26 protein-coding genes and 1 riboswitch are annotated in these 24,186 nt (G+C 66.6%); of the genes, 12 read left to right on the forward strand and 14 right to left on the reverse strand.

What is annotated here, in order from left to right; all coding sequences use genetic code 11:
- The first annotated feature begins 55 nt into the window (after positions 1-55).
- Positions 56-190: riboswitch (cobalamin riboswitch) on the forward strand.
- 113 nt (positions 191-303) lie between these two features.
- Genes Q7I88_RS09405 through Q7I88_RS09420 form a run of 4 tightly spaced genes read left to right on the forward strand, consistent with a single transcriptional unit; the run spans position 304 to position 4,752 of the window.
- On the forward strand, positions 304-2,190 hold the full coding sequence (locus tag Q7I88_RS09405; protein WP_305095663.1) for a TonB-dependent receptor plug domain-containing protein: 1,887 nt from the start codon (positions 304-306) through the stop codon (positions 2,188-2,190).
- 23 nt (positions 2,191-2,213) lie between these two features.
- Complete coding sequence (locus tag Q7I88_RS09410; RefSeq protein WP_305095664.1) at positions 2,214-3,011, forward strand: ABC transporter substrate-binding protein; 798 nt, start codon at positions 2,214-2,216, stop codon at positions 3,009-3,011.
- Complete coding sequence (locus Q7I88_RS09415; RefSeq protein WP_305095665.1) at positions 3,008-3,961, forward strand: FecCD family ABC transporter permease; 954 nt, start codon at positions 3,008-3,010, stop codon at positions 3,959-3,961. The genes Q7I88_RS09410 and Q7I88_RS09415 overlap by 4 nt, the downstream gene beginning before the upstream one ends.
- Positions 3,961-4,752: an ABC transporter ATP-binding protein gene (locus tag Q7I88_RS09420; protein WP_305095666.1), complete on the forward strand. Its 792-nt coding sequence runs from the start codon at positions 3,961-3,963 to the stop codon at positions 4,750-4,752. The genes Q7I88_RS09415 and Q7I88_RS09420 overlap by 1 nt, the downstream gene beginning before the upstream one ends.
- On the opposite strand, the gene Q7I88_RS09425 is transcribed toward Q7I88_RS09420, so the two are convergent.
- Together Q7I88_RS09425 and thpR are read right to left on the reverse strand one after the other, a co-directional pair.
- Positions 4,710-5,381 (reverse strand): lysozyme, encoded by a 672-nt coding sequence (locus Q7I88_RS09425; RefSeq protein WP_305095667.1) that lies wholly within the window; start codon positions 5,379-5,381, stop codon positions 4,710-4,712. The two genes, Q7I88_RS09420 and Q7I88_RS09425, sit on opposite strands and share 43 nt — an antisense overlap.
- Before the next feature lie 216 nt (positions 5,382-5,597).
- Positions 5,598-6,134, reverse strand: a complete 537-nt coding sequence (thpR, locus tag Q7I88_RS09430; protein WP_305095668.1) for an RNA 2',3'-cyclic phosphodiesterase — start codon at positions 6,132-6,134, stop codon at positions 5,598-5,600.
- Between the two features lie 224 nt (positions 6,135-6,358).
- Between thpR and Q7I88_RS09435 the strand changes: the two genes are divergently transcribed.
- From Q7I88_RS09435 to Q7I88_RS09450, 4 genes are all read left to right on the forward strand, one after another.
- Positions 6,359-6,883 carry a helix-turn-helix transcriptional regulator gene (locus tag Q7I88_RS09435; RefSeq protein ID WP_305095669.1) on the forward strand — a complete coding sequence of 175 codons (525 nt, stop codon included), beginning with the start codon at positions 6,359-6,361 and terminating at the stop codon, positions 6,881-6,883.
- A gap of 80 nt (positions 6,884-6,963) precedes the next feature.
- Complete coding sequence (locus Q7I88_RS09440; RefSeq protein WP_305095670.1) at positions 6,964-7,290, forward strand: hypothetical protein; 327 nt, start codon at positions 6,964-6,966, stop codon at positions 7,288-7,290.
- A gap of 16 nt (positions 7,291-7,306) precedes the next feature.
- Complete coding sequence (locus Q7I88_RS09445) at positions 7,307-7,762, forward strand: hypothetical protein (protein ID WP_305095671.1); 456 nt, start codon at positions 7,307-7,309, stop codon at positions 7,760-7,762.
- A gap of 55 nt (positions 7,763-7,817) precedes the next feature.
- Positions 7,818-8,831: an N-acetylmuramidase domain-containing protein gene (locus tag Q7I88_RS09450; protein ID WP_305095672.1), complete on the forward strand. Its 1,014-nt coding sequence runs from the start codon at positions 7,818-7,820 to the stop codon at positions 8,829-8,831.
- Positions 8,832-8,840: 9 nt separating this feature from the next.
- On the opposite strand, the gene Q7I88_RS09455 is transcribed toward Q7I88_RS09450, so the two are convergent.
- From Q7I88_RS09455 to Q7I88_RS09480, 6 genes are all read right to left on the reverse strand, one after another.
- Positions 8,841-9,152 (reverse strand): hypothetical protein, encoded by a 312-nt coding sequence (locus tag Q7I88_RS09455; protein ID WP_305095673.1) that lies wholly within the window; start codon positions 9,150-9,152, stop codon positions 8,841-8,843.
- A 115-nt stretch (positions 9,153-9,267) separates the two neighbouring features.
- Positions 9,268-11,316, reverse strand: coding sequence for a M13 family metallopeptidase (locus Q7I88_RS09460; RefSeq protein ID WP_305095674.1), 2,049 nt, complete (start codon positions 11,314-11,316; stop codon positions 9,268-9,270).
- A 258-nt stretch (positions 11,317-11,574) separates the two neighbouring features.
- A complete protein-coding gene (locus Q7I88_RS09465; protein WP_305095675.1) occupies positions 11,575-12,138 on the reverse strand; it encodes an Hsp20/alpha crystallin family protein in 564 nt (187 codons plus the stop codon).
- Between the two features lie 176 nt (positions 12,139-12,314).
- Positions 12,315-13,196: a DUF3618 domain-containing protein gene (locus tag Q7I88_RS09470; RefSeq protein ID WP_305095676.1), complete on the reverse strand. Its 882-nt coding sequence runs from the start codon at positions 13,194-13,196 to the stop codon at positions 12,315-12,317.
- On the reverse strand, positions 13,193-13,654 hold the full coding sequence (locus tag Q7I88_RS09475; protein ID WP_305095677.1) for a phage holin family protein: 462 nt from the start codon (positions 13,652-13,654) through the stop codon (positions 13,193-13,195). Before Q7I88_RS09475 ends, Q7I88_RS09470 begins: the two co-directional genes overlap by 4 nt.
- Positions 13,651-14,238 carry a hypothetical protein gene (locus Q7I88_RS09480; protein WP_305095678.1) on the reverse strand — a complete coding sequence of 196 codons (588 nt, stop codon included), beginning with the start codon at positions 14,236-14,238 and terminating at the stop codon, positions 13,651-13,653. The genes Q7I88_RS09475 and Q7I88_RS09480 overlap by 4 nt, the downstream gene beginning before the upstream one ends.
- Before the next feature lie 259 nt (positions 14,239-14,497).
- Between Q7I88_RS09480 and uvrA the strand changes: the two genes are divergently transcribed.
- Together uvrA and Q7I88_RS09490 are read left to right on the forward strand one after the other, a co-directional pair.
- The gene (gene uvrA, locus Q7I88_RS09485) at positions 14,498-17,488 is read left to right on the forward strand and encodes an excinuclease ABC subunit UvrA (RefSeq protein ID WP_305095679.1); all 2,991 of its coding nucleotides are present in this window, start codon (positions 14,498-14,500) and stop codon (positions 17,486-17,488) included.
- 79 nt (positions 17,489-17,567) lie between these two features.
- Complete coding sequence (locus Q7I88_RS09490) at positions 17,568-17,711, forward strand: hypothetical protein (protein ID WP_305095680.1); 144 nt, start codon at positions 17,568-17,570, stop codon at positions 17,709-17,711.
- Between the two features lie 16 nt (positions 17,712-17,727).
- Here Q7I88_RS09490 and Q7I88_RS09495 read toward each other — a convergent pair whose 3' ends face one another.
- The 4 genes from Q7I88_RS09495 to Q7I88_RS09510 form a co-directional block, all read right to left on the reverse strand.
- The gene (locus Q7I88_RS09495) at positions 17,728-18,630 is read right to left on the reverse strand and encodes a hypothetical protein (RefSeq protein ID WP_305095681.1); all 903 of its coding nucleotides are present in this window, start codon (positions 18,628-18,630) and stop codon (positions 17,728-17,730) included.
- Positions 18,623-19,984 carry an AAA family ATPase gene (locus Q7I88_RS09500; RefSeq protein WP_305095682.1) on the reverse strand — a complete coding sequence of 454 codons (1,362 nt, stop codon included), beginning with the start codon at positions 19,982-19,984 and terminating at the stop codon, positions 18,623-18,625. The genes Q7I88_RS09495 and Q7I88_RS09500 overlap by 8 nt, the downstream gene beginning before the upstream one ends.
- Positions 19,985-20,094: 110 nt before the next feature.
- The gene (locus Q7I88_RS09505) at positions 20,095-20,448 is read right to left on the reverse strand and encodes a VOC family protein (RefSeq protein WP_369426040.1); all 354 of its coding nucleotides are present in this window, start codon (positions 20,446-20,448) and stop codon (positions 20,095-20,097) included.
- A complete protein-coding gene (locus Q7I88_RS09510; protein WP_305095684.1) occupies positions 20,408-20,788 on the reverse strand; it encodes a GFA family protein in 381 nt (126 codons plus the stop codon). The genes Q7I88_RS09505 and Q7I88_RS09510 overlap by 41 nt, the downstream gene beginning before the upstream one ends.
- A 568-nt stretch (positions 20,789-21,356) precedes the next feature.
- Here Q7I88_RS09510 and Q7I88_RS09515 point away from each other — a divergent pair.
- On the forward strand, positions 21,357-22,217 hold the full coding sequence (locus tag Q7I88_RS09515) for a hypothetical protein (RefSeq protein WP_305095685.1): 861 nt from the start codon (positions 21,357-21,359) through the stop codon (positions 22,215-22,217).
- Positions 22,218-22,278: 61 nt separating this feature from the next.
- The gene (locus Q7I88_RS09520) at positions 22,279-22,746 is read left to right on the forward strand and encodes a hypothetical protein (RefSeq protein WP_305095686.1); all 468 of its coding nucleotides are present in this window, start codon (positions 22,279-22,281) and stop codon (positions 22,744-22,746) included.
- Between the two features lie 31 nt (positions 22,747-22,777).
- Here Q7I88_RS09520 and Q7I88_RS09525 read toward each other — a convergent pair whose 3' ends face one another.
- The gene (locus tag Q7I88_RS09525) at positions 22,778-23,053 is read right to left on the reverse strand and encodes a ribosomal protein L7/L12 (RefSeq protein ID WP_305095687.1); all 276 of its coding nucleotides are present in this window, start codon (positions 23,051-23,053) and stop codon (positions 22,778-22,780) included.
- A gap of 37 nt (positions 23,054-23,090) precedes the next feature.
- Positions 23,091-23,627: a septal ring lytic transglycosylase RlpA family protein gene (locus Q7I88_RS09530; RefSeq protein ID WP_305095688.1), complete on the reverse strand. Its 537-nt coding sequence runs from the start codon at positions 23,625-23,627 to the stop codon at positions 23,091-23,093.
- Between the last annotated feature and the right edge of the window lie 559 nt (positions 23,628-24,186).

The raw sequence follows: 24,186 nt of genomic DNA on the forward strand, positions 1-24,186 counted from the left end.
CGCTGTGTCATGGATTGTCCGGGAGACCGGGCCGGGGTGGCCCCAAGCCATCCCGAGGGAAGCGGGTTCAAACCCCGCGCTGCCCCCGCAACTGTGACCGGGGAGGCCGCTCCCGGCGACGCCACTGGCCAAGCGTTCTGCGTGGCTGGGAAGGCAGGGGCGGCTGGCGATCCGGCGAGCCAGGAGACCTGTCCGAGACACGTCGTTCCGCGCCGGGCGGGGTGTACCGGAAGCAAGCGCAGGATGGCTCGGTCGCGAGTCTTCCCGCCACGAGCGACGTGTTCGCAAGTGATGGGATATTTCGTGTACAAACCTCTGTTTCTTATCTCTGTTTTCGCAATTTCCTCGCCAGTTCTGGCGCAGGACGATGCCAGCACCGCGGCCGACCCGCGCGGTTCCGACGAGACCCGGATCACCGTCACCGCCACCGGAACGCGGAGCGAGGTCGAAGACACCGGGCAAGCGGTCACCGTGGTCGGCCGCGACGAGATCGAGGCCGTGCAGGGCTTCGACGTCGCCCGCGTGCTCGAGCGCGTCCCCGGCGTAACCCTCAGCCGCAATGGCGCGCCCGGCAGTTTCACCGGGCTGAGCGTGCGCGGCGCCGCGCCCGACCAGGTGGTCGTCGTGATCGACGGGGTCCGTGTCGCCGACCAGGCGGCGCCGTCCGGGGGGTTCGATTTCGGCACTCTGGCGGCCGGCAATCTCGCCAAGCTGGAGCTGTTGCGCGGCTCCAACTCGACGATCTGGGGCAGTGACGCCATCGGCGGCGTGCTGGTCGCTTCGACGCTCGCCACCACCGGCCTGCAGGGCAGCGCCGAATACGGCTCGCGCGGCACGGCCTACCTCACCGCCGCGGGCGGTGTCGGCGGTGAGAACGGTTACCTCGGCGGCTCGGCCGGCTGGTATACGAGCGACGGTTTCTCGAGCGCTGCCGCGGGCACCGAGCGCGACGGTTTCGAGCAGTGGAATGCAGACGGCCAAGGCCGGATCTACTTTTCCGACAGCTTCGAGATTTTCGCACGGGGCCGCTATGCCGAGGGCGATCTCGACATCGACGGTTATCCGCCGCCCAGCTACACCCTCACCGATACCGCAGAGCGGCAGGAGACGCGCCAGTGGTCGACTGCTGCCGGCGCGGTCTACGACAGCGGGATCCTGTTCCTTGCCGGCAGCTATGCGCTGTCCGACACGCAGCGCGACAGCTTCGACCCCGCGATCGGCACCGCACCGACATACACCACCCACGGTCGCTCCGACCGCTTGGCGCTGAACGGCGAATGGCGGGCGATCGGGCCCTTGCTCGTCGATTTCGGCGCCAGTTACGAATGGACCCGCTTCGCAACCCTGCTCGACTTGCCGCGCAAGACCGGCATCGGCGGGGCCTATGTTCAGGTCGGTCTCGAATATGGGCCCGTTTCCGGCCATGCCGGCCTGCGCCACGACGAGCACCAGGACTTTGGCGGCGCCACCAGCTTCGGCGCCGACCTCTCCTACGAAGTCGCACCCGACCTTCGCCTGCGCGCCAGCCTGGGCGAGGGCTTCAAGGCCCCGAGCCTGTTCCAGCTCCATTCGGACTACGGCAACGCCGCGCTCGCGCCGGAAAAGAGCACCAGCTTCGACCTCGGCCTTGCCTGGCACCGGCGCGGCGAATGGCCCTACGCCGCGGTCACGCTGTACCGCCGTGACAGCGCAGATCTGATCGGCTTCGTCTCGTGCTTCGGCATGACGGCGGGTATCTGCGCCGGGCGGCCGCAGGGCACCTACGACAACGTCGGCAAGGCGCGCTCGCAGGGCGTCGAGGTCGAGGCCGGGGCCGAGTTGGCCGCAGGGCTGACCTTGCTCGGCAGCTACAGCTTCGCCGACAACGCCAACCGCACATCCGGCTCGGCGGAATTCGGCCTGCCGCTCGCCCGCCGTCCGCGCCACGCGCTCTCGGTGATGGCCGAATGGGACCTCGATGCGGTCGTGCTCGGCGGCGACTTGCGCTGGGTCTCGAAGAGTTTCGACGATGCTGCCGCCACGGTCCGGCTCGATCCCTACGCCACTCTCGATCTGACTGCGCGCGTGCCGCTCGGCAAACGCACCGAGCTGTTCGGCCGGATCGAGAACCTGTGGGACGAGCAGTACCAGACGGCGGCGGGCTACGCTTCGCCTGGCCGCGGAATGTTCGTCGGCGTGCGACTCAAATGATCCGCCCGGTGCTGCGGAGGCTGTTGCCTTTCGCCCTCGCGGGCTGCGCACCGGTGGCGGCTCCGCACCCTGCAATCCATCCCACGATCGTCAGTCTCAATCCCTGCGCCGACGCGATCCTCGCCGAAGTCGCCGATCCGGCGCAGGTGCTGGCGCTGTCGCACTTCAGCCACGATCCGCGCGCCACTTCGCTGCCGCTGGCCGTTGCCAGGCGCTTTCCCGTTACCGGCGGTACGGTCGAAGAGGTGCTGGCGCTGGCTCCCGATGTCGTCGTCGGCGACAGCTTCATGGCGCCGGCCACGCGCTCCGCGTTTGCGCGGCTCGGCATGCGGGTGGAAACGACCGGGATCGATCGCACGGTGGCCGACAGCGAGGCGCAAGTCCGCCGGCTGGCGCGGCTCGCCGGCCATCCGCAGCGCGGCGAAGCGCTGGTCCGGCGCATCGAAGCGGCGCTGGCCGAGACCCGGCGGCCCCGCGAGCGAGTCCCGGCCTTGCTCTGGCAGCAGGGCGGAATCGTCGCCGGCGGGGATTCGCTCGTTGCAAAGCTCTTGGCGCACACCGGTTTCGCCAGCCAGGCGGCGGCGCGCGGTCTGGGGCAGGGCGCCTACCTGCCGCTCGAACGGGTGCTCGCCGACCCGCCGCGGGTCATTCTCGCTGCGGGCAAGGGACGCGAGCAGCGCCATCCGGCGCTCCGGGCGCTCGATGGAGCCGTCTACGCGCAGATCGAGCCCAACCTCCTCTATTGCGGCGGCCCGACCATTCCCCGGCTGGCGCGGCGCCTTGCTCGCATACGCGACAGTGTGGACGGGGCCAGCACATGACCCGCCCGGTGCCGCTTCTCCTTGTGGCGCTGGCGCTGGCGGTACCATTGTCGCTCCTTACCGGGCGCATCTGGATCGATCCCGCGAGCACGGCCAACGCGGCCGTCATTCTCGGCGAACTGCGCCTGCCACGGGCGCTGCTGGCGCTCGTCGTCGGCGGCGGACTCGGCGCTGCCGGGGCGGCGATGCAGGGCTATCTGCGGAACCCGCTGGCCGACCCCGGTCTGTTCGGAGTGGCTCCGGGCGCCGCGCTCGGCGCGGTGGTCAGCTTGTGGTTCGGGTACGCGGCCAGCCCGCTGCTGCTGCCACTGTTCGCTCTCGCCGGCGCGGGCGGGGCCATGGCGCTGCTCGCGCTTTTGGCCGGGCGCACCGCCGGGGTGGCGCTGTTTACGCTGGCGGGGGTGATGATCGCCAGCTTCGCCGGCGCGCTCACCAGCCTGGTCATCAGCCTGGCGCCCAATGCCTTCGCGCAAAGCGAGATCGTTACCTGGCTGATGGGTGCGTTGACCGATCGGGGGTGGCCCGATGTCGCGCTCGCCGCCCCTCTGACGCTCGCCGGGCTCGTTCTTCTGCGGCTTGCCGGGCCGGCGCTCGACGCCTTGACCCTCGGCGAAACGGCGGCGCGCTCGCTCGGCGTGAACCCGGCACGACTGCAGTGGCTGCTCATTGCCGGGGTCGGTCTGACGGTGGGCAGCGGGGTGGCGGTGGCCGGGGTTGTCGGTTTCGTCGGCTTGATCGTTCCGCATCTCGTGCGTCCGCTGACCGATCGGTATCCCTCCTCTCTGATTGTGCCGAGCGCGCTCGCCGGGGCGTTGCTGGTCCTGCTCGCGGACATGGCCTGCCGGGTCCTTCCGCTGGTCACGGAACTGCGGCTCGGCATCGCGCTGAGCCTCATCGGTGCGCCGTTCTTTCTCCACTTGCTGCTCCGCATGCGCCGGGGGTTTGCCTGATGCTCGCGGCGCACGACCTGCATCTTTCGGGGCGGCTCGAAACGGTAACGGCTGCGTTCGAGCCCGGCACGATCACTGCGATCTGCGGGCCGAACGGGGCGGGCAAGTCGAGCTTGCTCGAAGCCCTGGCCGGGCTCTTGCCGCTCGAGCGCGGCGAGGTTCGGCTCGATGATTGCGCGCTAGCCGCGCTGCGTCCGCGGGAACGGGCGCAGCGCATCGGTTATCTGCCGCAATCGGCGGAAGTGGCCTGGGATCTTTCGGTGCGCGGGCTCGTCGCGCTGGGCCGCCTGCCGCGGCGCGACGGAGCGAGCGAACCGATCGAGCGTGCGCTGTCCGCACTCGATCTCCTTGGGTTCGCCGATCGGCCGGCTTCGACGCTGTCCGGCGGCGAGCTCGCGCGGGCGCTGTTGGCGCGCGTGCGGGCCGGAGAGCCGCGCTGGATCCTTGCCGACGAGCCGCTCGCCGCGCTCGATATCGGTCACCAGCTCGCGCTGCTCGCAACCCTTCGCGGCGCGGCCGACCAAGGCTGCGGGATCATTCTCGCGCTGCACGATCTCGCGCTGGCCATGAACCATGCCGATCGGGTTCTCGTGCTCGACCGGGGCCGGGTTGTCGCCCATGGTGCGCCCGGGCACGCGCTGTCCCAGGAAACCATCGCTCGGGTGTGGAAGGTGGACGCGCTCTGGCTCGGCAGGCCCGGCGCACGCGCGCTGCTGAGCGGCGATGCGGCCGGAGCCGCTGGTTCGGCTCAGGCTCTTTCGCTGGCGGGAAGTTCGCGCGGGTCGGCGTAGCTGGCGAGCTCGAAGATCCGGGTCCTGCGTTCGGAGCGATTGACGAGCCCCCCGGCCACGCGGCCGTCGGCATGGACGTAGTCGAGCTGGCTCGCGATCGCGTCGTAATCGTGCGCCGCGATGGCTGCGCGCAGGTGCGGCGAGTTGGCCGGGGACAGGTTGCCTTCGCCCACGTTGAAGGCGAGGTCGACCAGCGCATCGAATTCGTTTTGATAGAGCGGGAGATCGCCCGTGATCCGGGCCACGGCGCTCTCGGCCTGCTTCAGGTCCTCCTCGAAAAAGTCGAGGATGCGATCCTGGCCGACGCGTTGCCCCACGCTGAGGCCGTCCTCGGCAGTGACGAGGTGCCCGACGCCGACCGTGGGATTGCCGGCGACGTCGCGATAGACGTGATACCGCACGCCTTCTTCTTCCATCATCACGGCCTTCATGCCCTCGCTGACGCTGCGCATGCCGGCCGGCAGGCGCTGGTCGACATTTGCCTGCACGGTCGTCTTGTTCCAGTCGAGCATGGCCGGATCGCTGGCCCCCGTGCTCAGTCCCAAGGCACCGGCGGAAAGCGCCAGCACGGCCTTGCGCTTGCGCAGTCGCCGGCCAAACTCTCCGCGCCGCGCTCGGCGCTCGCGCATGCGGCGCAGCAGTTGCCTGGCACGCTCGCGGGCGTGCTGGCGGGGCCGTTGAAAGGGTAAGTACGTTCTTTTTTCTCTGGCGGGTGTGACGTTATGCTCCTGCTGTTTCCGTGGCGGCAGTGATCGGCGATGCCGACGCCGCCGGCCTTCACGGAATCAACGGGTCGGCCCGCGCGTATGTCCACGACTCGCCGGGGCCAAGCCACGGCTCATGCGTCAGCCGCGCAATGCGAACTGCATCAGCGGCTCATAGAGCGAGCCTTCGGGCCTCAGGTGGCTCTCGTAGAGCGTGAAACGCTCGACCGGCCACGGCGCGGTGCGGAGTTTGCCGTGGTCGGCCAGCCACAGCCCAGGCTCGGCCCCGCCGCGATTGAGACGGGCGAGCGTGATATGAGGCACGAAGGTCTTTCCTTCGGGCGGACACCCCGCACGGCGGCAGGCGCTCGCCACGCGCTGCTGCAGCACCTTCAACAGCTCGCTCGGGGCGAGGGCGGCCCACAGCGCGCTGACCGCTCCTCGCCGCTCGAAATGCCTGACCCCGGTCACGGCCAGTTCGAATGGCGGGGAATGGACCGCGTTCAGCGCGTCGAGCAGCGGCTCGCCGGCCCGTTCGTCGACGCGGCCGAGGAAAGCCAGCGTGAGGTGCAGTTGGTCGTCGTCCTGCCAGCGCGCGCCGGGCACGCCGCCCATGATTGCGAGGAGGGACTCGCGAACCTGGGCGGGCGGACGCAGGGCGACGAACAGGCGCGGCATGGTGCGGATGTAACCATGCAAACGCGAAGCCGCCAGCGGTCGAGCAACGGGAGTGCCCGCAATTTTTCAAGCTCTTGCGCTTGCCGATCGGCAGCAGCGCGCACAAATGCGCTGCTGGCGAAGGGACTGCGGCGAAACGTCCGGTTCGGTGCTTTCTCTGCGCACAAACTTGCAACAACGTGCAGGTATCGGCACACTGGGCAGATGCCGAGAAACGGAACACCATGGGGCAGCAGACGACGTTAGAAGAACCGGAAGTCGGCGGCCTGACCGCCAAGCAGATCGAGGTGCTCGACCTGCTGATCGAGCATAAGACCTCGAAGGAGATCGCTCGCGCGCTCGATATCTCCCCCTATACCGTCGACCAGCGGATCAATTTCGCCAAGGACAAGCTGGGCGTGCGCACCCGCGGCGAAGCGGCGGTGGCTTATCGGCGTCTGCTCGAGACATGCGAACAATCCGCATACGGAAATTCGGGTATCGCATCCGAACCGGGATTGGCCAAACAGGGGGCAGGGCCGCAAGGTTCGCTTCCGGAGTCGGCACGATCTGCGACAGTCCGACTGGACGGTCAGCGGGCTCCGGAAGCGGATTTCCGGGTGGTCCCGGAATCGTTCGATGGACCATACGGCGCCTTGGTGCGGCTTGGGGCGATCTTCGTGGTCGCTTTCTGCCTCGTCCTGGTCGTGCTTGGCGGGCTGGCGATCTACAGCCAACTCTCCTCGCTGCTCGGCAAGGCCGTCTCCTGACGGGGCGGCCTTTTCGGAAAAACCGTCGTGAACGATTCCTCGCCAACGAAAGATGTCTCGATAGACATAGGGGATCCGCAATGACCATGACACTACCCGTCGCCAGCCTGCGTATCACGCGGCAATTCCGCAAGGCCGAGAAGTCGCTCGACGATGCTATGATCCATCAGTCGGAGCTTTTCGCATCGATCGTTTCCGCCCGCACCGAGACCGGCGTCGGCCCCTTCGTGGCGCACGACGTTCTCCTGCGGATCGCCAAGTCGCAGCAGGCGCTGCTCGACGCCGAAGGCAACCTCGCCCGCGCGCACGGCCGGATGACCGACATCGGACGCGAGAAGATGAATGCCGATCCCTGCCCGCCGGAAAAGCGCGAAACGCTGCCGGAAGAGAGCCAGCAGGCCGCCTGACCGGGTGGACGCGCGCGTGAATTCGCAATTCGTCTTTATCCTCGCACTTGTGATCCTGGCCTCCGCCGTCGCCTATCGGCGCGGCGGTCCGCCGGAACGCTTCGCCGCCTTGGTGATCGTCGCGTGGGTCGGGTCCGACGCGGTCTACCACCTGCTGTTCGGTTTCGGGACATTCGCGCGGGTCGATCCGGTCCACGTGGTGTTCGACGTCAGCGAACTCGCGGCCGTCGTCTGGCTGGCCCTCAGGGCCAACCGGGTCTGGCCGATCGTTGCGGCTGCCGCCCAGGTCATGTGCGTCAGTGGGCACATAGCCGTGCTTGTCGAACCCGACGGCGCGCGGCGTGCCTACTGGGCCATGACGAGCCTGCCGCAGTACATCCAGCTCGCCGCGCTGGTGGCCGGAGCCGCGGCGCACCAGAAGCGGCTGCGTCTGATCGGGCGCTACCGCAGTTGGCGCTACAGCTGGACCTGACGCTTCGGATCGCGGCGGCGCCGCGCGGTCCTCACCACCCGCTGGGAGACCTGCGATGACCCGCACTTTCACCGGCGATCCGACTCCGCTCGGCATCGGCGATTACGAGGAGGCGGCGACCCGCCTCGGCTGCACGGTCGCCGCGATCCGCGCGGTGGCGCAAGTGGAGAGCGCGGGAAGCGGCTACCTGCCCGACTCGCGGCCGAAGATCCTGTTCGAACGGCACGTGTTCCACCGCTTGACCGGCGGCGCGCATACCGCGGTCCACCCCGACCTCTCCTTCCCGAGCGGGGGCGGCTACCTCGGCGGCGCGCGCGAATACGATCGGCTGGAACGGGCCATGGCGCTCGACGAGCCGGCCGCGCTCGCCTCGGCCAGCTGGGGCAAATTCCAGGTCATGGGCTTCAACCACGCGCTGGTCGGCGAGCCCAGTCTCGACACTTTCGTCGACACCATGGTCTCGGGCGAGCCGGGGCAGCTCAAGTATTTCGTCGCGTTCATCGCCGCGACCGGCTTGGCCGACGAACTCCAGCGCCTCGACTGGCGCGGCTTCGCCCGCGGCTACAACGGCAGCGGCTACGAGCGGTTCAACTACCACGGCAAGATGGCGCGCGCCTTCGCCACCTTCTCCGAGGGCGGGGCGCGGACCGAAACGCCGATGCCGCTGCTCAAGATCGGCGACCGCGAGCCGTCGGTGACGCACCTGCAGGAACTGCTCGGGCTCGTTACCGACGGCGATTTCGGTCCCGCGACCAAGTCCGGCCTGATCGAGTTCCAGTCCGCAAAGGGCCTCTACGCCGATGGCGTGGTTGGCCAGCAGACCTGGACCGCGCTGCTCGGCGATTCGCGCACGGCCGACATCGCCGGAGCGGCGCGGACCCGTCCCGTGCTGCGCGAGGGGGACCGCGGCGACGCCGTGAAGTATCTCCAGGGTCTGCTCGGCGTCCATCCCGACGGGGTGTTCGGCGCCGGCACCCAGGTCGCGCTCATCGATTTCCAGCGCGACCACCGCCTCACGCCCGACGGGATCGTCGGCGCGAAGACCTGGGACAAACTGCTCTCGGCGTGACCGCGGCTCTCAGCGGGCGCAGTATTCGTAATGCCCGCTCTGGCACAGCCGCACGGCGCGGCGCCATTCGGCCATCTGCCGCTCGTAATCGGCCTTGGCCTGCGGATAGTCCCGATATGCCTGCCAGCCGGCCCGATAGCCGGCATCGCGCTGGCTGACATAGGCCTGCTGTTCGCGGTTGAGGCGGCGGATCTCCGCCGCATCGGCCTCGCGTGCCTTCCTTTCGCGCATTGCCGGATCGTTCGGATCGTCGGCCCAGGCGGCATGCGGCAGGGCTATCGAAACCAGCGCCAGCGCGCCGGCGAGTGTCTTGGCAATCATCGGTAAGCGACCTCCCGTCAGGCCGATCCTCTCGGCCTGACGGGGCCATAACCCGGCCCGATTTGCTCGCAACTGAACGCTTTGGGTTAAGCGCCCGTGCGTTGCTCGCGCGCGCTCACCAGATGCGGACGCGCTTTTCGGGCGGAATGTACATCGCGTCGCCGGGCTTTACGCCGAAGGCCGCGTACCAGGCGTCGAGATTGCGCAGCGGCGCGATCGTGCGATAGCGCGCCGGGCTGTGCGGGTCGGTCGCGACCTGGTTGCGCAGGCTGTCCTCGCGCGCCTTGCTGCGCCACACTTGCGCATAGCCGAGGAAGAAGCGCTGATCGCCGGTCAGCCCGTCGATCACCGGCGCCTCCTTGCCGCCCAGCGAGCGGTGATAGGCGTCGAGCGCGACATTCAGTCCGGCGAAGTCGGCGATATTCTCGCCCATCGTCAGGTCGGGATTGATGTGCGCGCCCGGCACGACTTCGAACGCGGCATACTGCTTGCCGAACTCGTCGGCTTCGGCGTTGAAGCGCTTGGCGTCCTCCGGGGTCCACCAGTCGCGGATCCGCCCCTCGGCGTCGATCTTGCGGCCCTGGTCGTCGAAGCTGTGGCTGATCTCGTGCCCGATGACCACTCCGATGGCGCCGTAATTGACCGCCGGATCGGCGGCTGGGTCGAAGAACGGCGGCTGCAGGATGGCGGCCGGGAACACGATCTCGTTGAGCTGCCCGCCGTTGTAGGCGTTGACCGTCTGCGGGCTCATCAACCACAGCTTGCGGTCGACCGGCTTGCCGAGCTTGGCGAGCTCGTAGGCGGAGTTGAACTTGCTCGCGGCGACGACGTTTGCGTAGAGATTGTCTGGCTTGATCTGCAGCGCCGAATAGTCGCGCCACTTGTCGGGATAGCCGACCATGACCAGCGTGTTGTCCAGCTTGGCCAAAGCCGCGTCCTTGGTCGCCTCGCTCATCCAGCCGTTCGCCTTGATGCGATCCGCCATGGCCAGCTTCAGGTTCTTGACCAGGTCTTCCATCATCGCCTTCGACTTGGGCGGGAAGTACTTCTCGACGTAGTCCTGGCCGACGAGTTCGCCGAGCGAGGCGTTGACCTGGTCCACTCCGCGCTTCCACCGCTCGCGCAATGTGCTGACGCCGCTCAGCGTCTTGGTGAACTGGAACCGGCTGTCGACCATCTTCTTGGTCAGATAGGGCGATGCCTGATCGGTGACGTGGAATTTCTCCCACAACTTCAGCGTCTCGAGCGGCGTGGCGGCAAACAGCTTGGCCAGCCGTTGCACCGCGGTGTTCTCGTTGACGATCATCTTGTCCTGCGCCGGCACGCCGAGGCCCGCAAAGTAGGCGTCCCAGGCGAATTCGGGCGCGTAGGCCTTGAGCTCGGCGGTGGAATAGGGATTGTTGGTCTTGTCGATGTTGCGCCGGTCGGCGACGTCCCAGCTGAGCTGCGCGATGTAGGTTTCGAACTCCATCACCTTGGCCGCTGCGGCGGCGGGATCGGGCTCGCCGATCGCCTTGAAGCTGCGCTTCAGGTAATCGACGTAGGCGGCGCGCTGCGGAGCGAAGCGGGCGTTGAGATAATAATCCTTCTCCGGCAGGCCCAGGCCGCCCTGGACGACATTGAGCACGCTGCGATCCGGGTGCTCGGGGTCGACGTCGACGTAGGTGTTGAACAGCGCGAGCCCGAACTGCCCGTCGGTTTCACCCATGTAGCGGGCCATTCCGGCCTTGTCGGTGATCGCATCGACCTGGGCCAGGTCGCGCTTGAGCGGGGCGAGACCGACCCGCTCGAGCGTCTTCTGATCCATGAAGGAGTGATAGAGCGCGCCAGGCTTGGAGCTGGCAGGGGCGGCCTTGATCAGCCCGTTCATCTGCGTGGTGACGTCTTCGCGAAGATCGTTGAACGAACCCACGCTGGCGCGGTCGCCGGGGATTTCGGTGCGGTCGATCCACGCCCCGGAGGCGAAGCGCTCGAAATCGTCGCCCGGCTTGGCCGTGGTGTCGCGAGCGGTCAGGTCGATGCCGAAGTCGCCGATCGCCGAGTGGGCGGTTACGACGATCGGATCGCCGTCTTTCGAGGCGGGCGCATCCTGCGCAAAGGCGGGGGCGGCCAGCGAGAGAGCGAGCGCCGAGGCGGCAGTAAGAGCGTAAGGCATGCGGATCATGGTGCGGCGTCCTGAATAGAAGAGGCGAGGGGGCGCCGCTCGCGGCGCGAATGTCTTGGGGACACGAAACTTACTCATAGGCGAAGCAAAATTACCCTTCGATGAAGGGTGCACTCGGTCCGACAAACGGCGTGGAGTCAAGTCCGACGTCTTTTGGGCGCGCTCGGTTGCCACGGAAATTGCCGTTCGCGCGGAAAGAGGGGCGGCGGCCCGTCTCCCGGCCGCCGCCCCTTCAAGGACGCACCGCGTCCGGCCGCGTCAAGCGTTTTGCTTGGCCTGCTCCGGGGACTGACTCTTCTTGCCGTCTTGCTCGATCAGCGCGTCTTCGGACGTATTGCCGGACTTTCGCGAGCCGAGGGGAATCTTGCGCCCGCGGTTCCTGTCCTCGCTGACCGGGAGCGTGATCGTCAGGACTCCGTTCTCGAAATCGGCCGCACAGGCGTCCTCGTCGACGTTGGCAGGCAGGGAAATGCGGCGTTCGAAGCTGCCATAGGTCCGCTCGGAGTAGCCGCGCTCCTCGTCGCTGCGTTCGCTTTTCTTCTCGCCCCGCAGGGTAAGCACGCCGTCTTCGATCGTCAGGTCGACGTCGTCCTCTTTCACGCCGGGAAGCTCGGCGGTGATTTCGATCCGGTCCTCGGACTGGTGAATGTCCAGCGCCGGGGCGGCCATGCCGCTGCGGGCATAGAAGCCGCTGTCGCCGTCCTGGTCGAACAATTGGTCGAACATGCGGTTCATCTGCTCGTGCAGGTCGAAAAGCGACGAGCCTGACGAACTGCGCGCGGGGGTCCCGCGGCGGTAGGGTCTGAGATAGCCAAGTGCCATTTTCGTCCTCCTCTTGGTTGGCGGAGGCCGGCGCTGCTGCGAGGGCTCTGACGGCAGCAGCTCTGGTGCCGCCCCCGATGGTGCGGAAACGCAGCTGGCGCTGAGTGGGTTCCGCGCAACGAAAAGCGGCCGCGACGGGTCTTCCGTCGCGGCCGCGGTTGCAAGGGAGCGCTGCGTCAGGCCGTTTCGTAGGACCTGCTGCGCGCGCGATCCGCGCCGTCCGAACGGCCGGCGTCGCGTAGTTCGCGGTCGGCCTTGTCGACCGCCTCGTCCTTCTTCTCGCGCATCTTGTCCGCGCCTTCGCGCGCCTTGTCGCGCGCGGCGTCCAGGGTGTCCGCGCCGTATTCGCCGAGGTACTCTTCCTCGGTCCGCGTCGCCGGGAACGCGGCACCCGCCATGGCTCCGGCGATAGCCGCGACCAGTCCGCCGATCAGCGGATTCTCGCGGTACGCGCGCTCGGCCTTGCCGGCCAGGCGGCTGGCTTGGTCGCTCGTGCGGCGCCCCATGTCGCGCGCTTTCTCGGCCACGCGGTCGCGCTGTTCGCGCATCTGGTCGGTCGCATCGTCGAGCCGCTTGCGGAAGCTGCTTTCGTCCTCGTCGTGGCGCTGCTCGATCATCAGATAGCTCGCCCGCGCGCAGTCGCGGCGGCGGCGATAGGCGTCGGTGTTCTCGCCTTCGCGCGGTTCGACGCTGCTCATGTGCTCGACATAGCCGAGATGGTGGGCATGGTCCCATTCGTCGCCGGGCGCAGGTTCGCCGCCGAACTTGTCGGTGAAGGTCTTGGCGCGGGCATCGCTGTCGCTGACCAGCCACAGGCCGCCGGCGGCGATCATGCCCAGGGCTATGGGATTGCGTCTCGCGGCATCGAGCACGTAGCGCGCGTCGATACCGTTTTCGTCGGCCTTGTCGAGCAAGGCGTCGAAGATGTTGCGGGGCGTCATCTGCGCACCGATCCGGTCGGCTGTTCGGCTCATGTCGCGCTGGGTGCGGCGGATTTCGCTTTCGATTTCTTCAGGGTCCCGGGTGTCGGTCCGGATTGTCGTGTCGTCGTATGTCATTGAGTCCTCCTCGAGGAATGGGTCATGTCGCCGGTCACCGCATCGGGGGTGTCCTCGGCGGTGCGAATGGTGCGTTCGGGCTTGAGATGGGTGGCGCGCATCTTGGACTTGCCGCTCGAGTACATGATGGCGGCAACGATCAGGGTGATCGCGCCCACGATGAGCGTGCCGAGCCAGACATTTTCGATCCAGTCGCCGACCAGATAGGCCAGACCCATCAGGGTCACGCCGAGGCCGGCAATCCCGACAACGGCGGCGCCGGCGAGGGCGCCGACGGCCTGCTTCACATCGGTGGTCGCCTCGCGCACTTCGGCCTGCATCAGGCTCACCTGCTCTTCGGCGAGGTGGGCGCCCTGGCGAGTCAGCCGGCCGACGAGGTCGACGATATTGTCATCATCGGCTTGCGCTGCGCGCACGCGGCGGCCGGGTGGATCTACTATGGTTCTCTGATCGTTCATCGCGCCGTCTCCCCGCTTGCGCCGTACTGCTGCTGCGCGGCGCGGGTGGCATCGTCGAAGCGGCCGCTGCGCCTGCCGGCGGTCCATTCGCCGGGGGCACCGGCGCCGTAATCGCCGCGCCGTGCGCTGTCCTGGTTATGCGCATGCTCATGCTCGTGCTTGTAGTCGGCTCCGGCGCGCAGGAAACGCGCGGCGGCGAAGCCGGCCGCGGCCGATGCGGCGAGGAAGGTGGTGGGGTGCTCGCGCGCGAAGCGCGAGAGGTCGCGGCCCATCTCTTCGGGGCGGCGGCCTTCGACCTTGCCGGCCATCCGGTCGATGCCCTTGGCGGTCTCGCGGAAGGCGCTGCTCAGCCAACTCGGTGCATCGTTGTCGCGGTCGAGTTCTCCGGCGGCTTTTTCGAGCGCGTCGGACGTCGAACGCGCGGCGCGCGTCGCCTGCCCCTTGCGCTTGTCGGCTTCCTCGCTGGCGCGGTCCTTGGCGGTCTCTTTCAGGCGGTCGGCGTCGGCCTTCAGCTCCTGCTTCGTATCGGAACCGGAAGCACCGGGCGCAGACTGGCCGGAACGGGTCATTTCGGCTGTCGTCATGGTGGTCTCCTGTTGGTTTGCAGTTACTTAACCAAGGGATGGGGACGCGCTGTGTTCCGAGAAACCCGGCCGCGGACGGCGAGGCGAGCCTGCGCGGCGGACGACCCGTTGCCACGGACCTCGGACGCCCGAGCGCCGGCCCCGATGGCTGCATCCCGGCGTTGTAATGGCGGCTCGCGTCCCCACATCCGGCGCGCCGGCTTGCAGGCGTTGCCGCCGGCCTCTTGACAGTTGCGAACATTACAGGAACACGCCATTCATGGCTCTCACCACGATCTCCGTCCGCGGCGCCCGCGAGCACAACCTCAAGGGCATCGACATCGACCTGCCGCGCGACAGCCTGATCGTGATCACCGGGCTGTCGGGTTCGGGCAAGTCGAGCCTCGCGTTCGACACGATCTACGCCGAGGGCCAGCGCCGCTATGTGGAATCGCTCAGCGCTTATGCCCGGCAGTTCCTCGAGATGATGCAGAAGCCCGACGTCGAGCATATCGACGGGCTCAGCCCCGCGATCTCGATCGAGCAGAAGACCACCAGCCGCAACCCGCGCTCGACGGTCGCCACCGTCACCGAGATCTACGACTACATGCGCCTGCTGTGGGCGCGGGTGGGCGTGCCCTATTCGCCCGCCACCGGCCTGCCGATCGAGGCGCAGACCGTCTCCAACATGGTCGACCGGGTCATGGCCCTGCCCGAGGGCACGCGCGCCTACCTGCTCGCCCCCGTGGTGCGCGGGCGCAAGGGCGAGTACCGCAAGGAACTAGCCGAGTGGCAGAAGGCCGGCTTCACCCGCGTGCGCATCGACGGCGAGGTCTACGAGATCGAGAACGCTCCGGCGCTCGACAAGAAATACAAGCACGACATCGAGGTGGTGGTCGACCGCATCGCCGTGCGCGAAGGCATCGAGACGCGCCTCGCCGACAGCTTCGAGACCGCGCTCAAGCTGGCCGAGGGGCTGGCCTACGTCGACCTGGCGGACGGCAATGTTTCAGACGTCGTCCCAGCGACCCGCCAGGGCGGCGCAGCCAACGCTGGGACCGCTGGCGAAGGAGCGCAGCCGGAAGCGACCCCGGCTTCCGCTGGGGTGACAATGGGTTCGCTCAAGGGCGCCGGCCTCCCGCCCAACCGCATCGTCTTCTCGGAAAAGTTCGCCTGCCCTGTCTCCGGCTTCACCATCGAGGAAGTCGAACCCCGCCTGTTCTCGTTCAACGCCCCGCAGGGCGCCTGCGCGGCGTGCGACGGGCTCGGTGAGAAGCTGCTGTTCGACCCGCAGCTGGTCGTCCCCAACGAGGCGCTGAGCCTGAAGAAGGGCGCGGTGGTGCCGTGGGCCAAGTCCAACCCGCCGAGCCCCTACTACATGCAGGTCCTTGCCAGCCTCGCCCGGGCCTACGACTTCGATCTCGAGACGCCGTGGAGCGAGCTGAGCGAAGAGCAGCGCGACACCATCCTGTTCGGCACCCGCGGCGCGCCGGTGGCGCTCACCTTCAAGGACGGGCGCAAGGAATACACCGTGCGCAAGGCGTTCGAGGGGGTCATCGGCAACCTCAACCGGCGCATGCTGCAGACCGACAGCGCGTGGATGCGCGAGGAGCTGGGCAAGTTCCAGACCGCGCAGCCGTGCGAGGTGTGCCACGGCAAGCGCCTCAACGAGAAGGCGCTGGCGGTCAAGATCGCCGGCACCGACATCGCCACCCCCACCAAGATGGCGGTCAACGCGGCCAAGGACTGGTTCCTCGCGCTGCCCGACAAGCTCAACGACACCCAGAACCAGATCGCCCGCGCCATCCTGAAAGAGATCAACGAGCGGCTCGGCTTCCTCGACAACGTCGGGCTCGACTACCTCAACCTCGACCGCACCAGCGGCACCCTCTCGGGCGGCGAGAGCCAGCGCATCCGCCTCGCCAGCCAGATCGGCTCGGGCCTCTCGGGCGTGCTCTACGTCCTCGACGAGCCGAGCATCGGCCTGCACCAGCGCGACAACGACCGGCTGCTCGAAACCCTCAAGCGCCTGCGCGACCTCGGCAACACCGTGATCGTCGTCGAGCATGACGAGGACGCGATCCGCCACGCCGACCACATCGTCGATCTCGGCCCCGGCGCCGGCGTCCACGGCGGCGAGATCGTCGCCCAGGGCGACCTCAAGACGATCCTCAAGGCCAAGAACTCGCTCACCGCCGATTACCTCACCGGGCGGCGGCGGATCGAGATCCCGGACAAGCGCCGCAAGGGCAACGGCCACCAGCTCACCGTCCACGGCGCGCGCGCCAACAACCTCAACAACGTCACCGCCAGCATCCCGCTCGGCACCTTCACCTGCGTCACCGGCGTCTCGGGCTCGGGGAAGTCGAGCTTCACCATCGACACGCTCTACGCCTCGGCCGCGCGCACGCTCAACGGCGCGCGGGTCGTCGCCGGGGCGCACGACAAGGTCACCGGCCTCGAATACTGCGACAAGGTGATCGAGATCGACCAGTCGCCGATCGGCCGCACCCCGCGCTCCAACCCGGCGACCTACACCGGCGCCTTCACGCAGATCCGCGACTGGTTCGCCGGCCTGCCCGAGGCGCAGGCGCGCGGCTACAAGCCGGGGCGCTTCAGCTTCAACGTCAAGGGCGGCCGCTGCGAGGCCTGCCAGGGCGACGGGCTGATCAAGATCGAGATGCACTTCCTGCCCGACGTCTACGTCACCTGCGAGGAATGCCACGGCAAGCGCTACAACCGCGAAACGCTGGAGGTGAAGTTCAAGGGCCTCTCCATCGCCGACGTGCTCGACATGACGATCGAGGACGCGGAGGAATTCTTCAAGGCCGTCCCCCCGATCCGCGACAAGATGCACATGCTCAACGAGGTCGGTCTCGGCTACGTCAAGGTCGGCCAGCAGGCGACTACGCTCTCGGGCGGCGAGGCGCAGCGGGTCAAACTCGCCAAGGAACTCAGCCGCCGCAGCACCGGGCAGACGCTCTACATCCTCGACGAGCCGACCACCGGCCTTCACTTCGAGGACGTCCGCAAGCTCCTCGAAGTCCTCCAGCGGCTGGTCGACCAGGGCAACTCGGTCGTGGTGATCGAGCACAACCTCGATGTCATCAAGGTGGCCGACTGGATCGTAGACCTGGGGCCGGAAGGCGGCGTGCGAGGCGGCGAGATCGTCGCGGAAGGTACCCCCGAGCAGGTCGCCGAAAATCCGCGCAGCTTCACCGGCCAGTACCTCGCCCCGCTACTGACACGCCGGGCGGAAGCGGCTGAATGACGATGACTGGTGGTGATCGAGCACAGCCGGTAGCCTGCCCCGGACTTGTTCCGGGGTGATCAAGACGCCGGACTGGATCGTGGATCTGGGGCCTGAGGGCGGCGTGCGGGGTGGGGAGATTGTCGCGGAAGGAACGCCCGAGGCGGTGGCGGAGAACCCGCGCAGCTTTACCGGGCAGTACCTTGCGCCGATGTTGGAGCGGGCGCGGGAGGCGGCGGAGTAGTTGCCGACAATTACTGTCAGGCAGCCAAATCCTGAAGGATTGTTGGCGCTTCGCAAAAAGCACCCATTCTCTCTGCCAAAGCTGCGGCTGAGAAATCGGTGCTCAAGTTCGGGTTTAGGGTGTGAATTTCGCCCGCAGTACGCTTCGCGCAAAGCGTGTCGTGAGTGCGTTGAACGTAGGCACTGCAAATCAGTGCAAGATAATGGCCTCGAAGCCAGAGAAACGGTTCGCGTTCAACAAATGATCGCCCTCTCTGGGCCGATTCCTCAGTCCTAAATTCAAGAGGAATCCTACACCGAGTGTAGTCTTCATCCGTTAGCTCTGAGAGATCTCCAGTCGCAAAAAACACTGACGCGATATTTCGAACATCTAAGCTATTAAAATCTAGTGAGTGGCCATTTTCAATAGCAGCGAAGCTCGCGCCAAAAAGTGGAGCGAGATGCTGAAAGATCTGCCGAACTCCATTCTCATATCGAGTTATGCAGGCCGGAATATCATATTCGTCGGCAGATATGCCGAACCGAGCCGCCAAAAGCATCTCGAAATTTGAAGGGGTAAATATGAAATTTTCGACGGAATAGCGGTCAAGAATGACGACTCGCTCTCCGGCAGGTAAGTTTCCTAGAAACTCGTCAAAGTCTGCATCGCGAATAAACCTCGCTTCGCAGCGGGAATCGAGACCTTCAGCGTAATAAAGTCCGACAATTCGATCCATATTACGTTTTCCGAAGGTCATTCGTACCGCCTCCGGCCGGAAGCTCCCTAGAGGAAGGAAGCGGCTGTAAAAAGCCAAATCTTCAAAGCCTTCGACAAACAATACATGGTCCAAGCCGGCCGCAACCTCCAATCTAAACCGATGAAAGATTGCGATCGCTGTCCGCTTCCTCTTATCGAGCAGTTCAGCAAAAGACTCAGCCATATCCAAACTCGACAACCGAATTTGCCAAGCTATTGTCGTAGATAAACGGCGAATGAGTTACCGCCATTACTTGGCCGCAGCCAGGAGCGGTTTTGATGTCAGTTAGAAATCGGAGCTGCCACGGTACAGAGAGGGACAATTCAGGCTCGTCTATGAGAAGGTTGAATTCGGCATCTCGAAAGTGAACCTCGGCGAGCATTGAAATAATCTGCTTCTCGCCGGATGAGAGATCGGCCAGCTGTAGCTCGTCCCCTCGTTCATCAACAATGGCAGTATGGTAACGCTCAATATCATATTCGAGCTTCTTCGGAGAAATGTAGTTATTCACTGCCGATATGAAGTTTGTAAGATTACGCTCTCTATCTTCCAAATCTTGGTTAACCTGGAACAATTTGATAAAAAAGTGTGCCAACCAACTTTTTTGAAAGGTTGGATTGCCTTTAATTTTGCCCGCGCTCAGATCGATTACAGTTTGACCAATATCAGCCTTCTCGGCCTCATCCAGCAGTCCCTCTTCGATGCGCGAGAGCGTTCGATCGATGCTATTTTGTGTAAGAGGAATATCTCTAAGTTCTCTGACGGACATTGCTTTGCCCGTAGCCATGTCTTTTAGATAAGAAGTCATCATACGATTGAATTGATTACGGGCGTAATCTCTAGTTTCGCGCTCGAAGGTAGTGAGCAGCTCAACAACATCATCCATACCAAATCGTATCACTTCGAGCAGGAATTCGCCGTTTTGGAAGCGAACCTGTCGCTCCTTTAATTGGCGGTGCATTCTTTCTGGGACTTCATCAAATAGCTTCTTTAAGTCCAATTCTATTCTACGGTATGTCGGGAGATAAAGGGTCGGTAGAAGAGAATTTTCTTCGAACACATCAATGCATTGCCGAATCTTCTTTCGGGCGGTTCGCTGACCCGGATCGTCGCCAAACTCTCTTCGTAGCGCCCTAACGGCGGTTGGCGAAATTCCGAGTTTGGCAGATGCTTCTTCAAGGTCTTCTTTGGATGTCAAATCCAGCGATAGAATAATATTTGGATCCCATACCATCCGCTCTGGGTAACGAACTAGCCTCGTGCCTGCGGTTCGATATAAGTTATTTCCGAACGTTTCACAATCCGCACGACGAAGTTCTGCCGACTTGCCATTCTTAAAATGAATTGATATTTGATCGAAGGGCTGATTACCTAATTCAATCCACTTTCTGCCTAACATGTAGGCCGAGATCTGCAAGGCAGTACTTTTACCAGTGCCATTTGGTCCAATAAGGATGCAATGCCCATTTTTGAAGGGCAGGGTGACGTCACGGGCACCGTGAATTCCGGAAATTTCGATTGCGTCTATCAAGGCCATGGTCAGTGATTATGTTGTGATCGATCCGTTCGCAATATCTTTATAGAACGTGGCTTTTTGCCGATGTTAGGTGTCGTCGAAGAGTCTTACTTTTCTTATTGCCCCCTCGCTCACCTAAACTCAATCAACTCGAACGGAATCCCCGAGTTGTCGGCCACGAACACGTAGGTCGGCCGCAGGCCGACGACCGGGCCGAGCACGATTTTCGCGCCATTGGCGGCCGGTTCCTTGGCCGCCGCCTCGGCGTCGTCCACCTGGAAGGCGAGGTGCTTGACGCCGTGGACGTAGAGGCCGCCATGGCGTCGAAGCGGTAATCGGGCATGGGCCGGTCCTCGTCGACCTGGAACAGCTCGAGGTTGAAGTCGCCGCGGCGGATCAGGGCGAAGTTCGTCTTCGGGTCGGCGTCCTTGCTCCCTCTCCTCCTTAGCCCTCCCGATTGCCCGCAAAACCCCGCATCCCCACAAACGCCGGCAACCACTCCTCGCGCCGCACGGTCCAGCACTCGTAGGTCGGCGTAAACCGGCTCGGCGCGTCGAGCGTGCCGAGGTGGACTTCGATCTCGTCTTCCCAGCGGGCGAAGACCGATCCGCCGCAGGACGGGCAGAAGTGGCGGTTGTTCCAGGCGCGCGTCTCGCCGCTCACGCGCACCGCGTCTTCGGAAAAAATCGCCGCGGCGTAGAACACCGCGCCGTGATGCTTGCGGCAATCGAGGCAGTGGCACACGCCCACGCGCCGCGGCGCGCCCGTCGCCTCGATCCGCACCGCGCCGCACAGGCAGCCGCCGGTTACCGGGTCCGTGGTCATGGCGCTGCTCCTTCCTCTCGCGGCGTGGCTCCAGGCGCTATGCCCGCAAAAACAACTTTCCTACAGCCCCCGATCTGGTCCACTTGGCTGGATTCACTCCATCCGCACGAGGTGAATCGCCATGAACTTTTCTTGTTTCGACCCTCAAGCGCCGGGCGGAGCGCGTCCGCGCTCCTTGGCTTTCGGCCTAACCGGCCGGCGCGCGGGCAGTTGTGCTTTGCACGTCTCCGCCTTGGGCTCCGACTCCGCGCTTGCGGTGCGCTGGGCGCGCACCGGCCCAGTGCTCTCCTCCGGCGTTGGAGGTGCCGCATGACCGCGCATACACCGAACTTGCCCGCGCTCATCGCCGCCATCCCCTCCGACCAGCACCGCAAGCCGCAGACCGAATTCGTGCGCGAACGGCAGGTGGCCTTTCTCGAGAACCTCTCGATCACCGGCTCGGTGCGCTCGGCCTCCGCGGCCGCCGGGGTCAGCCACCAGACGGCCTACCGCGCGCGGCGCTCGCAGGGCGGCTTCCGGCTCGCCTGGGACGCGGCGATGGTCGCCGCGCGGGGCCAATGCCGATGCAGTGCTCGCCGCGCGGGCGATCGACGGGGTGGAAGAACAGGTGTTCTACCACGGCGAGGTGATCGCCACCCGCACGCGCTATTCCGACCGCCTGCTGCTCGCCCACCTCGCGCGGCTCGACAAGCTCGTCGCCGATGCCGCGACGCGGGTCTTCGCCGACGAGTGGGACGCGGCGATGGAGCGCTTTGCCCGCGGCGAGGAGCCGGTCGTTCGCCGGGCCGAGGACGAGCGCGGCGATGGCGCGGCGGGTCCAGATATTTTTGCCCCTGGACCGTGTAACACCCGGTCCATGTCCGGCGGCGAGGGCGCGGGGCAGGAGGGTCTCGCCGGGCCCGAGGAGCCGCCCGAGCCGCCCTGTCCCGACTGCGGCGGCTGGTGCCTCGTGCCCGATGCCGAGCTGACCGAGGCCGACTGCATGTGGCACGGCAACCGGCTCGAGCGGATGGACGCCGCGCGGCCCGCGGGCGTGCGGCTGCCGCACGACTTCGCCGACTACCCGGCCGACGCGGTCGAGGAGGAGCAGCTCGCCGCGTTCGAGGACGGGGTCGAGCAGTGGTGGCAGGTCGTCCCCCCGGGTCCGGACGACGATCCCGAGGAATGGCGCTATGCCGAGGAGGACCGCTACCACGGGCTGTTCCACTCCGATTACACGCCCGCCGGGGCGTGGAGCGCGGCGCGCGAGAGTGCGGAGGCGGCGGAGCTGTCCGGCGAAGCGGAGAGCCCGGCGGAGCAGTCTGAGCAGTCGGGCGAGGCGGCGGCCCTGGACGCGGGCCCGGACGCGGCACCGGACGCGCCCCCGGCCTCGGCCCCGGCGGCGCGCACGCGGGAAACCCGGGGGCCCGCCGTGCATTGTCTGTGGTGAGGCGCCGGACGTCTCCCACGCTCCCGCGCCCACCGCTCATGCATGCAGGAGGAGACCCACCATGGACGACCCGACACAGCCGCATTCCCGCACTCTCTCGCCGGCGCTGCTGCTGGCGCTCGGCACGCTCGGCGCGCTGGCCTTGCCCGGTGCGGCCACCGGCCAGGCCGGCGACCGCGGCAAGATGCTCGACCAGCCGGCCATCACCGCCGCGCTCGACGTCGGCCACGCGGGCAATTTCACCGGGCTGATCGACCCCCGCGACGACGAGCTGTGCTACATGCTCAACGCCCCGGTCGACGCGCCCACCCGCGCGGTGATCGCCGATGACGGCGGCACGCCGCTGGTCACGCTCGCCACGCCCGATGCCCGCGGCGCCAGCGCCGGGTGCATCGCCATCGCCCCGGCGGCGGTGAAGGCGCTGACCGGCAAGAATGCGGACGACTATGCGCTGGTGATCGACACCCGCGACTATCCCGCCGAGGTCCGCGCGCCGCTGCACGCCATGCCGAGCCCCGGCTCCGCCTAGGGCGGGGCGGGGGCGTCCGGCGCGGCTGCGCTCAGCGCGGCGCCTGCCGCTCGACCAGCAGCTTGGCTTCCTTGAGGCCGAGCCCGGTGCGCTCGCGGACCAGCTTGATCGCCTCGATCTTGCGCTTGGCCCGCAGCGCCTCCTGCACCTCGGGCTGGGCGAGCACGGTGAGATGGTCCGATCCGGGCTCGAAGGTCGCGGCGCGCTGCCGCTCGATCATGTCGCGGCTGCCGCCCGACAGCGCCCGCGCCAGCAGCACGAGCAGCAGGAGGGCGGCCGGGACGAGGATCCACAGGGGCACGAACATGCCCGCAGGCTAGCCCGCGCCGGCGCCGGCGGTCAAATCAGTTGTCGAGGACGGCGAGGGTGACGGTGCCGTGCCCGGGCCCGATGAGCCCGAGCTGCTTTGCCGCGGCCTGGCTGACGTCGATCACCCGGCTGCGCGCGAAGGGCCCGCGGTCGTTGACCCGCACGACCACCGACTTGCCGCCGCGGGTCACGCGGACCTTGGTCCCGAACGGCAGCGTGCGGTGCGCGGCGGTCAGCTGGGTCGGGTCGAAGGTCTCGCCGCTGGCGGTCTTGCGGCCCTTGAACTTGGGGCCGTACCAGCTGGCCATGCCGCTGCCGTAAGCCTCCCAGGCCTCGCCCTCGGCGGCCATCGCCTCCTGCGCCGCATCGTCCGCCGTGTCGTCCGCGACCAGCGCCGCGTCGTCGCCCTGCGGCGCGAACTGCGGCAGCGCGGGGTCGATCGGGGCCTCGATCGTCGCCGCCGGCGCGGGGACGTTGTCCTCGGCGTAGCCCGGCGCGACCGTGGCGCCGAGCGCCAGCAGCGCCGCGGTGGCCAGGGCGGCCCTCAGGGGGGTGATGATCCTCCGGTCCATGTGGGGACTGCAGATACCCGCCCGGCGATGGCGAAAACACCCGCCCGCCGTCGCCCGGTCCCGATTCGCCTTCGCTTCGTCGCGGCTTGTGGGAACCTTAACCATGACCGCCGGCATCCGGCCGGTCCGGCGAGCCGCAAGGCGGCTGCCGCCAACGACCGAGTCGCGGTGCCGCGTGGCAGGTCGAAGCGAGGGCCAGAGGTCGCGGGGCGGGAGGTGCACGGTTGCGCAAGGAGGTGCGACAATGGGGTCGGAGTGTCGAACGAGAAAATGGGGCCGGCATTCCTGCCGACCCCACTCTCACCGGCGGTGGGCCCCGAAGGGCGCTTATCGCCTGGCGTTTTCGCGCGCTAGCTGTTGAGGCAGCGCCACTCTATCGCCCGGCGCTCGCGCCGGTGCCGGTTCCGTCGGGGGCCGGGTCCGATCCGAGGATCCTTCCCTTGCCTCCGGCGGTTCCGAGACCGGGCGTCCTTGCCTGGTTTCTCAAGCGGTCCTTCGATCCGAAGATCTCCGCACCATCGACACCAGTCCGGCTCGTCCGGCCTTCCGACTGCGCACC

Source organism: Croceibacterium aestuarii (assembly GCF_030657335.1).
Taxonomy (GTDB): domain Bacteria; phylum Pseudomonadota; class Alphaproteobacteria; order Sphingomonadales; family Sphingomonadaceae; genus Croceibacterium_B; species Croceibacterium_B aestuarii.

Coding starts and splice junctions, on each gene's coding strand:
- Q7I88_RS09415 (WP_305095665.1), top strand. CDS start 3,008: ATGACCCGCCCGGTGCCGCTTCTCCTTGTGGCGCTGGCGCTGGCGGTA.
- Q7I88_RS09420 (WP_305095666.1), top strand. CDS start 3,961: ATGCTCGCGGCGCACGACCTGCATCTTTCGGGGCGGCTCGAAACGGTA.
- Q7I88_RS09425 (WP_305095667.1), bottom strand. CDS start 5,381: ATGCGCGAGCGCCGAGCGCGGCGCGGAGAGTTTGGCCGGCGACTGCGC.
- thpR (WP_305095668.1), bottom strand. CDS start 6,134: ATGCCGCGCCTGTTCGTCGCCCTGCGTCCGCCCGCCCAGGTTCGCGAG.
- Q7I88_RS09435 (WP_305095669.1), top strand. CDS start 6,359: ATGGGGCAGCAGACGACGTTAGAAGAACCGGAAGTCGGCGGCCTGACC.
- Q7I88_RS09440 (WP_305095670.1), top strand. CDS start 6,964: ATGACCATGACACTACCCGTCGCCAGCCTGCGTATCACGCGGCAATTC.
- Q7I88_RS09450 (WP_305095672.1), top strand. CDS start 7,818: ATGACCCGCACTTTCACCGGCGATCCGACTCCGCTCGGCATCGGCGAT.
- Q7I88_RS09455 (WP_305095673.1), bottom strand. CDS start 9,152: ATGATTGCCAAGACACTCGCCGGCGCGCTGGCGCTGGTTTCGATAGCC.
- Q7I88_RS09460 (WP_305095674.1), bottom strand. CDS start 11,316: ATGATCCGCATGCCTTACGCTCTTACTGCCGCCTCGGCGCTCGCTCTC.
- Q7I88_RS09465 (WP_305095675.1), bottom strand. CDS start 12,138: ATGGCACTTGGCTATCTCAGACCCTACCGCCGCGGGACCCCCGCGCGC.
- Q7I88_RS09470 (WP_305095676.1), bottom strand. CDS start 13,196: ATGACATACGACGACACGACAATCCGGACCGACACCCGGGACCCTGAA.
- Q7I88_RS09475 (WP_305095677.1), bottom strand. CDS start 13,654: ATGAACGATCAGAGAACCATAGTAGATCCACCCGGCCGCCGCGTGCGC.
- Q7I88_RS09480 (WP_305095678.1), bottom strand. CDS start 14,238: ATGACGACAGCCGAAATGACCCGTTCCGGCCAGTCTGCGCCCGGTGCT.
- uvrA (WP_305095679.1), top strand. CDS start 14,498: ATGGCTCTCACCACGATCTCCGTCCGCGGCGCCCGCGAGCACAACCTC.
- Q7I88_RS09495 (WP_305095681.1), bottom strand. CDS start 18,630: ATGGCTGAGTCTTTTGCTGAACTGCTCGATAAGAGGAAGCGGACAGCG.
- Q7I88_RS09500 (WP_305095682.1), bottom strand. CDS start 19,984: ATGGCCTTGATAGACGCAATCGAAATTTCCGGAATTCACGGTGCCCGT.
- Q7I88_RS09510 (WP_305095684.1), bottom strand. CDS start 20,788: ATGACCACGGACCCGGTAACCGGCGGCTGCCTGTGCGGCGCGGTGCGG.
- Q7I88_RS09520 (WP_305095686.1), top strand. CDS start 22,279: ATGGACGACCCGACACAGCCGCATTCCCGCACTCTCTCGCCGGCGCTG.
- Q7I88_RS09525 (WP_305095687.1), bottom strand. CDS start 23,053: ATGTTCGTGCCCCTGTGGATCCTCGTCCCGGCCGCCCTCCTGCTGCTC.
- Q7I88_RS09530 (WP_305095688.1), bottom strand. CDS start 23,627: ATGGACCGGAGGATCATCACCCCCCTGAGGGCCGCCCTGGCCACCGCG.